Raw genomic sequence first — 7,857 nt, 5'->3', positions numbered from 1 at the left:
TACGGTAGAGGCGGCTTACAACATTGCACGCTTTACTGCAGAAGACGATTGCGCCGGTTTGCCGGATGAGGAATTGCTGGAGCGCAATCCACAAGATTTGAAGCTTTGCTATCCGTGGCTGATCTCAAGCGAAGAGGCGGTGGAATTAGCCCAGCGTGGTGAAGCAGCAGCATTCGCGGTCGACAAGCGCATCACCAATAGCGAAGGCGCCAGCGTCTATGCGCAGCAGTCACATTTCGTTTCCGCCAATTCGCGCGGCTTCATCGGTGGCTATCCGTATTCACGTCACACGATTTCAGTCGCACCGATTGCCGGCAAGGGCAGCAATATGCAGCGCGACGACTGGTATTCGTCGATGCGCGATCCGAAAAAACTGGCCCAGCCTGAAGCTGTCGGTCGCTATGCTGCGCAACGTGCGCTGGCGCGCCTGAATGCACGCAAGATCGATACGCGCAAATGTCCGGTACTGTTTGAGGCGCCGCTCGCAGCGGGCTTGCTCGGCGCCTTCGTGCAAGCGGTGTCCGGCGGCGCACTGTATCGCAAATCAACCTTCCTGCTGGATTCGCTCGGCAAGCCTGCATTCCCGTCGCATGTGCAAATCACGGAAGACCCGCATGTGCCAGGGGCAGTCGGTTCCTCGCCTTTCGATGAAGAGGGCGTGAAAACCAGCAAGCGCGATGTCGTCAAGGATGGCGTGGTGCAAGGTTATTTCCTGTCGACGTATTCCGCGCGCAAGCTGGGCATGCAAACGACAGGCAATGCGGGTGGCTCGCACAATCTGATCATGTCATCTTCACTGACGCAGGCGAGCGATAATTTCAAGGCGATGTTGAAGAAGCTTGATACCGGTTTGCTGGTCACCGAGCTGATGGGGCAGGGCGTCAATTATGTGACGGGCGATTACTCGCGCGGTGCATCCGGTTTCTGGGTAGAGAAGGGCGTGATCCAGTATCCGGTCGAAGAAATCACGATAGCCGGCAACATGAAAGATATCTTCATGCAAGTTGTTGCCATCGGTGCCGATACCCTGGTGCGCGGCACCAAACAGACGGGTTCTGTATTGATAGAAAATATGGTTGTTGCTGGTGGTTAATGCTGCGTTTTCGTAGTATGGTTATGGCAGTTGTTCCTAGCGTACAGAGTGAAAAAGTGCTCTACTTTATTCAGCTTACGCGGCACTTACAACTAGGTGTTTTCATTGAAAATGTCCGTCATTTTTTTCGGCGTACATTTTTTGCACAAGCATAACCGTTAACCAATCAGGAGACTAAATGGAACGTCGTTCATTCCTTAAAAAAGCAGCAGTCGGTGCATCAGTAGGTGCAGTTGCTGCGCCTTCTTTTGCGCAAGCTACCCCGACGATCAACTGGCGTCTGGCATCGAGCTTTCCTAAATCGCTAGACACGATTTACGGCGCTTCCGATACCTTCACCAAACGTGTCGCGCAGCTGACCGATGGCAAGTTCAATATCCGTCCTTTTGCTGGCGGTGAAATTGTTCCGGCACTGCAAGTCATGGATGCAGTACAAGCGGGTACCGTTGAAATGGGTCATTCAGCTTCTTACTATTATTTCGGCAAGGATCCTACCTTTGCATTTGATGCAGTCGTGCCATTCGGCCTGACTTCGCGTCAGCAAACCGCCTGGTTCGATCAAGGTGGCGGCCGCGAATTGACCCGTGAATTCTTCAAGGGCTATGGCATCGTCAACTTCCTGGGCGGTAACACCGGCACCCAGATGGGTGGCTGGTTCCGTAAAGAGATCAAGGATGTAAAAGATCTGAATGGCTTGAAAATGCGTATTGGCGGTTTCGCCGGTCGCGTCATGCAAAAACTCGGCGTGGTGCCACAACAGATCGCTGGCGGCGACATTTATCCTGCGCTGGAAAAAGGCACGATCGATGCAGCAGAATGGATCGGACCTTACGACGATGAAAAACTCGGCTTCAACAAGGTTGCACCGTTCTACTACGCGCCAGGCTGGTGGGAGCCTAGCTTGCAACTGTCGTTCTACATCGGCATCAAGGAATGGGAAAAACTGCCTAAGCAATATCAGGCTGCAGTAGAAGCTGCTTCCTACGAAGCTCACGTGGTGATGCAAGCGGAATACGATGCACGTAATCCAGCCGCATTGGCACGTTTGCTCAAGAACGGCGTCAAGCTGCGTTCATTCTCCAAGCCGATCATGGAAGCCTGCTACAAGGCAGCTGTGGAAACGATGGAAGAAGAAGCTGGCAAGAATGCCAAGTTCAAGAAGATCTATGAGCCATGGAAGCGTTTCCGCCAGGATCAGAACCAATGGGCTTCCGTTGCTGAAGCGCCGATCCAGAACTTCATGATCGGTCGCAAGTAAGCAATCGCAGTCGTCTTGTAAAACCCGCAGCGCATCCGCCCTGCGGGTTTTTTATTGTCTGTACATCTGCTCTTCAATACGCGAGCGTACTGTTCCAGAGTAGGGCTGCGAATTGCCGGCAATAAAAAATCCCGCAGGATGAATCGTGCGGGATTGGTTCGGGAGCGGAGGTTTTTACTTCTTGTCCGGCTCTGTCGAAAAATTCAATTGCGGTGTTTCATCTGCGCCGGCAGCCGGCTGGTCGCCGCCGGATGCATCAGGCTCTGCCGCATCGTTGCCGTAACTCTCGCCCATATCGATGTTGAGTTCGATTTTTTCATGCATGTCGGTTTTCTTGTCGACCGAGATCAGTTTAGGGAAGGCGATGATCAGGGTCACCATGATCACCTGGATCACAACAAACGGTACCGCACCCCAGTATATGTCGGACGTCTTGACTTCCTTCGGCGCGACCGAGCGCAGGTAGAACAGCGCGAAGCCGAACGGCGGATGCATGAACGAGGTTTGCATGTTGACGCTCAAGAGCACGCCGAACCAGATCAGATCGATGCCCAGTTTGTCTGCCACCGGACCGACCAAAGGCACCATGATGAATGCGAGTTCAAAGAAGTCGAGGAAGAACGCCAGGCCAAAGAACAGGATGTTGACCACGATCAGGAAGCCGGCTGTGCCGCCTGGCAAGGAGGTCAGCAAGTGTTCTACCCACAGATCGCCATTGACGCCGCGGAAGATCAAGCCGAATACGCTGGAGCCGATCAGGATGAACATCACGAAGCAGGACAGGCGCGAAGTCGAATTCATCGCCTGCTTGAGCAAATCCCACGACAGGCGGCGATTCATCAGGGCCAGCACCATCGCGCCAAACGCGCCCATGCCACCGCCTTCAGTCGGCGTTGCGATACCGACAAAAATGGTACCCAGTACCAGGAAGATCAGCGCCAGTGGCGGTACCAGTACAAACACGACTTTCTCAGCCATCTTGGACAGCAGGCCGAGCTTCATTCTGCGGTTGATGACGGCCACCATGAATGCGCCGGCGATACCCAGCGTTGCCGCATAGATCAAGCCTTCATCTGCATGCAGTTTCGGGTTGCTGGCCAGCAGGATCTTTTCAATGACGTAGCAGACAGCAACGGTGGCAATGATCAGCACGAACAGCGAAAGGACGCCGCTTTTGCCATCTGGCTGGCGCAGATTGCGCGCTTCCACCGGCAGAGCAGGAACCCATGTAGGTTTGAGTATCGAAATGATCAACACATAACCGGCATACATCGCCGTCAGCATCAAGCCCGGGCCGAATGCAGCCTGGTACATATCGCCTACGGAGCGGCCCAGTTGATCTGCCATCACGATCAATACCAGCGATGGCGGGATGATTTGCGCCAGCGTACCGGATGCGGCAATCACGCCGCTCGCAATTTTTTTATCGTAACCGTAACGCAGCATCACAGGCAGCGAGATCAGGCCCATGGAAATGACCGATGCTGCCACCACGCCAGTGGTCGCTGCCAGCAGCGCGCCGACAAAGATAACCGCATAGGCGACACCGCCACGCAAGGGGCCGAATAACTGGCCTATCGTGTCGAGCAAGTCCTCGGCCATGCCGGAGCGTTCCAGTATCAGTCCCATGAAGGTAAAGAAGGGGATCGCCAGCAGCGTGTCGTTCGACATGATGCCGAAGATGCGGTTTGGCAAGGCCTGCAGCAATTCGGGTTTCAGCAAACCCAGTTCGATGCCGACCAGGCCAAAGAACAGGCCATTGGCGGCGAGGGAAAATGCAACCGGAAAGCCGGATAGTAAGAATACGACCAGCGCGCCGAACATGATAGGCGCCAGATTCGCAATGAGAAATTCAGTCATGTATATTCCTGCGATCAGTTAAGTTTATTGGCAGCTTTGATCGCCGCGATTTCTTCTTCAGGCGTAGCCGTCTGCTTCTCGAATGCGCTGGCCGGTACCTTGCCTTGCAGGTAGCCGATGCGCTTGATGATTTCCGATACGCCTTGCAGGGCCAGCAAGACAAAACCGACAGGTATCATCAGTTTGGCTGGCCAGACGATCAAGCCGCCTGCATTGCTGGACATTTCCTGGTTTTGCAGCGAAATCCATGCATAAGGCACGGCGTAATACAAAATCAGCAAGGTCGCCGGCATCAGGAACAGGATGAAGCCGAACAAGTCTATCCAGACTTGTGTGCGTTTGGAAAAATGACCGACGATGACGTCGATGCGCACGTGCTCATTGCGACGCAGGGTGTACGAGGTGGCCAGCAGAAAGATGGCGCCAAACAGATACCATTGAATTTCCAGCCAGCCGTTCGAGCTCATGTTGAACAGGTAGCGAACCACTGCATTGCCGCTGCAGATAAGCACAGCAGCCAGCAAAGCCCAACTAACGCCGTGGCCTATTTTTTCATTGAGTTCATCAATGAATCGCGAAAGTGATAGTAAAAAAGACATTATTTTTGTCTCCTGATTGGAATTGAACAAGACATCAACGCAGCATTTTATGCGTTGTATCGCATAGATGCTTTTCGATGGCATTTGAATATATAAGGAGAACTTGGCTTGCGCTCTTTGAAGCTGCATTTGCAATGCATGCAGCCTTACCCCATTTTTACAAGCTGAAACAATACAGCACTTAACTGACGCCAAGATTACGTGCGGCAAATGAGGATGATCAAATCATGGAAAGAATCCCGGAAATTGGAAAATTCCTTCTGCTTGAATATGCAGCTTGATCAGCTATCCAGCCCAAGAGTTGAATGACTGATCAAATTTGCAATTAGTTCAGCTTCGTGCGATGCCTTGCGATGGCCATGCGCACCTGCTGCGGCGCGGTGCCGCCTATGTGGTTGCGTGCGGCAACCGAGCCTTCAAGCGTCAGCACCTCGAAAATATCGGCTTCAACCAGGGGCGAAAACACGCGCATTTCTTCCAGCGTCAAATCGCTCAAGTCGCATTGCCTGTCGACGCAGGCCCGCACTGCACGCGCCACGGCTTCGTGGGCATCGCGGAAGGGCAAGCCTTTTTTCACCAGATAGTCGGCCAGGTCGGTCGCGGTTGCGTAACCCTGCAAGGCCGCAGCGCGCATTGCATCCGCCTTGACGGTGATGCCGCGCGCCATGTCGGCAAAAATGCGCAAGGTATCGACCACGGTATCGACGGTATCGAACAGCGGTTCCTTGTCTTCCTGATTGTCCTTGTTATAGGCCAGCGGCTGGCCTTTCATCAGGGTCAGCAATGCGATCAGGTGGCCATTGACGCGGCCGGTCTTGCCACGTGCCAGTTCCGGCACGTCGGGATTTTTCTTTTGCGGCATGATCGATGAGCCGGTGCAGAAACGGTCGGCGATATCGATGAAGCCGACGCGCGGACTCATCCAGATCACCAGTTCTTCCGACATGCGCGATACGTGCGTCATGATCAATGCGGCGGCGGCGCAGAATTCGATTGCAAAGTCGCGGTCCGACACGGCGTCCAGCGAGTTGTGACAGACATCCTCAAAGCCCAGCGTGCGTGCGACACGTTCTCGATCGATAGGGAAGGTGGTGCCGGCCAGCGCAGCGGCGCCCAGCGGCAGGCGATTGACGCGTTTGCGGCAATCCTGCATGCGCTCTGCATCGCGGCTGAACATTTCGACATAGGCCAGCATGTGATGGCCGAAGGTGATCGGCTGCGCCACCTGCATGTGCGTAAAGCCGGGCATGATGGTGTCTGCATGCTGTTCGGCCAGATCGAGCAGGGCCAGGCGGAAATCACGCAGCAAGACGGTGATGGTATCGATTTCGCTGCGGACATAGAGGCGTATATCGGTCGCGACCTGATCGTTGCGCGAGCGGCCGGTATGCAGGCGCTTGCCGGCGTCGCCGACGAGTTCGGTCAGGCGTTTTTCTATATTCAGGTGCACGTCTTCCAGATCCAGCAGCCATTCGAACTTGCCGGCAGTGATTTCTTGCTGGATTTGCGCCATGCCGCGCTGGATTTCGGCGTGGTCTTCCTGACTGATGATATTCTGGTGCGCGAGCATCTCCGCATGCGCGAGAGAACCCTGGATGTCGACCTGTGCCAGGCGCTTGTCGAAGAAGACCGATGCGGTGTAGCGTTTGACGAGATCCGAGACCGGTTCGTTGAAGCGCGCCGACCAGGCCTCGCTCTTTTTGGAGAGTTGTGCTGTCATAATTGGTTCCTGATGAATACGCGATTATAGAACAACCGAACCTCGCAATCCCACATACAGCCGCGATATATCCTTAATCCATGCCGCCATTGACCCAATCTGCACCAGCCAAGCCTGTCGAGATCGTGATCCCGGATTGTTGCAATGTCGGCATCATGGTCAAGTCTCTGCTGTTCGTCAACGGCGTGGTGCTGATCGTGATGTTGATCAATGCCGGCAGTGTCTACACGGGTTTGCTCGGATTTGTCGAGGCGTCCATGCTGGTCGAGCTGGCCAGCCTGTCTTCCTTGCTGGCCCTGTGCGGCTTGCGCCGCCTGATCAAGACCATACCGCCGTGGGGCCAGCGCATCGCCTGCGGCCTGGTGCCGGCCGCGATTACCGGCTTGATCATTCACTATCTGTTAAACGATGATTGGACCATGATCAGTCTGAGCCGGCTGTCGGCGCTGGAAGGTGTGGTTTGCGCGGCGCTGTTCGGCATGGTCTTGCAGCATTATTTTGAATTGCGTACGCGGGCATTTTCGCCGGCGCTGGCCGAGGCGCGGCTGCAAGCCTTGCAGGCCCGCATACGGCCGCATTTCCTGTTCAATAGCCTGAACGCGGTCCTGTCGCTGATCCGCACCGAACCGAAACGGGCGGAAACCACGCTGGAAGACATGGCCGACTTGTTCCGCGTCCTGATGCGCGATGCGCGCGAGATCACGACGCTGGGCAATGAAATCAGGATAGGCATGCAATATCTGTCGATAGAAAAAGTCCGGCTGGGTGAACGGCTGCAGGTCAAATGGGACATGGACGATGTCTCCGGTGATGTGCTGAAAAAGGCAAAGACTCCCGCCTTGCTGCTGCAACCGTTGCTGGAAAACGCAGTGCACTACGGTGTTGAACCGTCGCAGCAGAATGCGGTGATCACGATTGCGATCAGCCGTGTACGCGACCGCATCGAGATCGTGATGACCAATCCCTTTCACGCCGATGTGCTATCGACCGGCAACCACATGGCGCTGGATAATATCCGCGAGCGCCTGATGTTGCTCTATGACGTGGAGGCGCAATTGACGACGACGGTGGCGCAGGGATGGTTTGAATTGCGCCTGCATTTTCCCTATCAAAAGGCGGATTCATGAACCCGCGCATCCTGATTGTCGATGACGAGGCGCCGGCGCGCATGCGCCTGAAGACCCTGCTGTTGGATATAGCCAGGGAATGCCCGCATCTTTTGGTCGGCGAGGCGGCGCAGGCGCAGGAAGCGCTCGACCAGATTGTTGCGCACGCGCCCGATATCGTCTTGCTCGATGTGCAGATGCCGGGCATGACGGGCATGGAG

General features: G+C 55.1%; 7 protein-coding genes. 4 read left to right on the top strand and 3 right to left on the bottom strand.

Annotated features, from left to right (window positions below; all coding sequences use genetic code 11):
- Nucleotides 1–1,093 (top strand): metallopeptidase TldD-related protein (locus tag Q7T06_RS07130; RefSeq protein ID WP_304782573.1); only part of this gene is annotated, 1,093 nt, incomplete at its 5' end.
- 178 nt (nucleotides 1,094–1,271) lie between these two features.
- Nucleotides 1,272–2,351, top strand: a complete 1,080-nt coding sequence (locus tag Q7T06_RS07125) for a TRAP transporter substrate-binding protein (protein ID WP_304782570.1) — start codon at nucleotides 1,272–1,274, stop codon at nucleotides 2,349–2,351.
- A gap of 174 nt (nucleotides 2,352–2,525) precedes the next feature.
- On the opposite strand, the gene Q7T06_RS07120 is transcribed toward Q7T06_RS07125, so the two are convergent.
- From Q7T06_RS07120 to argH, 3 genes are all read right to left on the bottom strand, one after another.
- The gene (locus Q7T06_RS07120) at nucleotides 2,526–4,211 is read right to left on the bottom strand and encodes a TRAP transporter large permease subunit (RefSeq protein WP_304782567.1); all 1,686 of its coding nucleotides are present in this window, start codon (nucleotides 4,209–4,211) and stop codon (nucleotides 2,526–2,528) included.
- Nucleotides 4,212–4,225: 14 nt separating this feature from the next.
- A complete protein-coding gene (locus Q7T06_RS07115; protein WP_304782564.1) occupies nucleotides 4,226–4,810 on the bottom strand; it encodes a TRAP transporter small permease subunit in 585 nt (194 codons plus the stop codon).
- A 325-nt stretch (nucleotides 4,811–5,135) separates the two neighbouring features.
- A complete protein-coding gene (argH, locus tag Q7T06_RS07110) occupies nucleotides 5,136–6,530 on the bottom strand; it encodes an argininosuccinate lyase (RefSeq protein WP_304782561.1) in 1,395 nt (464 codons plus the stop codon).
- Between the two features lie 80 nt (nucleotides 6,531–6,610).
- On the opposite strand from argH, the gene Q7T06_RS07105 reads away from it, so the two are divergent.
- Nucleotides 6,611–7,657 (top strand): sensor histidine kinase, encoded by a 1,047-nt coding sequence (locus Q7T06_RS07105; RefSeq protein ID WP_304782558.1) that lies wholly within the window; start codon nucleotides 6,611–6,613, stop codon nucleotides 7,655–7,657.
- Nucleotides 7,654–7,857, top strand: a 204-nt coding sequence (locus Q7T06_RS07100; RefSeq protein ID WP_304782554.1) for a LytTR family DNA-binding domain-containing protein, incomplete at its 3' end; no start/stop codon positions are given. The genes Q7T06_RS07105 and Q7T06_RS07100, both read left to right, overlap by 4 nt.

The organism is Herminiimonas sp., assembly GCF_030645555.1.
GTDB lineage: Bacteria > Pseudomonadota > Gammaproteobacteria > Burkholderiales > Burkholderiaceae_D > Oxalicibacterium.
This window is presented reverse-complemented; position numbering and strand designations above follow the sequence as displayed.

Bases quoted from the DNA above. Each gene is read 5' to 3' on its own strand.
- Q7T06_RS07125 (WP_304782570.1), top strand. From the start codon at position 1,272: ATGGAACGTCGTTCATTCCTTAAAAAAGCAGCAGTCGGTGCATCAGTA.
- Q7T06_RS07120 (WP_304782567.1), bottom strand. From the start codon at position 4,211: ATGACTGAATTTCTCATTGCGAATCTGGCGCCTATCATGTTCGGCGCG.
- Q7T06_RS07115 (WP_304782564.1), bottom strand. From the start codon at position 4,810: ATGTCTTTTTTACTATCACTTTCGCGATTCATTGATGAACTCAATGAA.
- argH (WP_304782561.1), bottom strand. From the start codon at position 6,530: ATGACAGCACAACTCTCCAAAAAGAGCGAGGCCTGGTCGGCGCGCTTC.
- Q7T06_RS07105 (WP_304782558.1), top strand. From the start codon at position 6,611: ATGCCGCCATTGACCCAATCTGCACCAGCCAAGCCTGTCGAGATCGTG.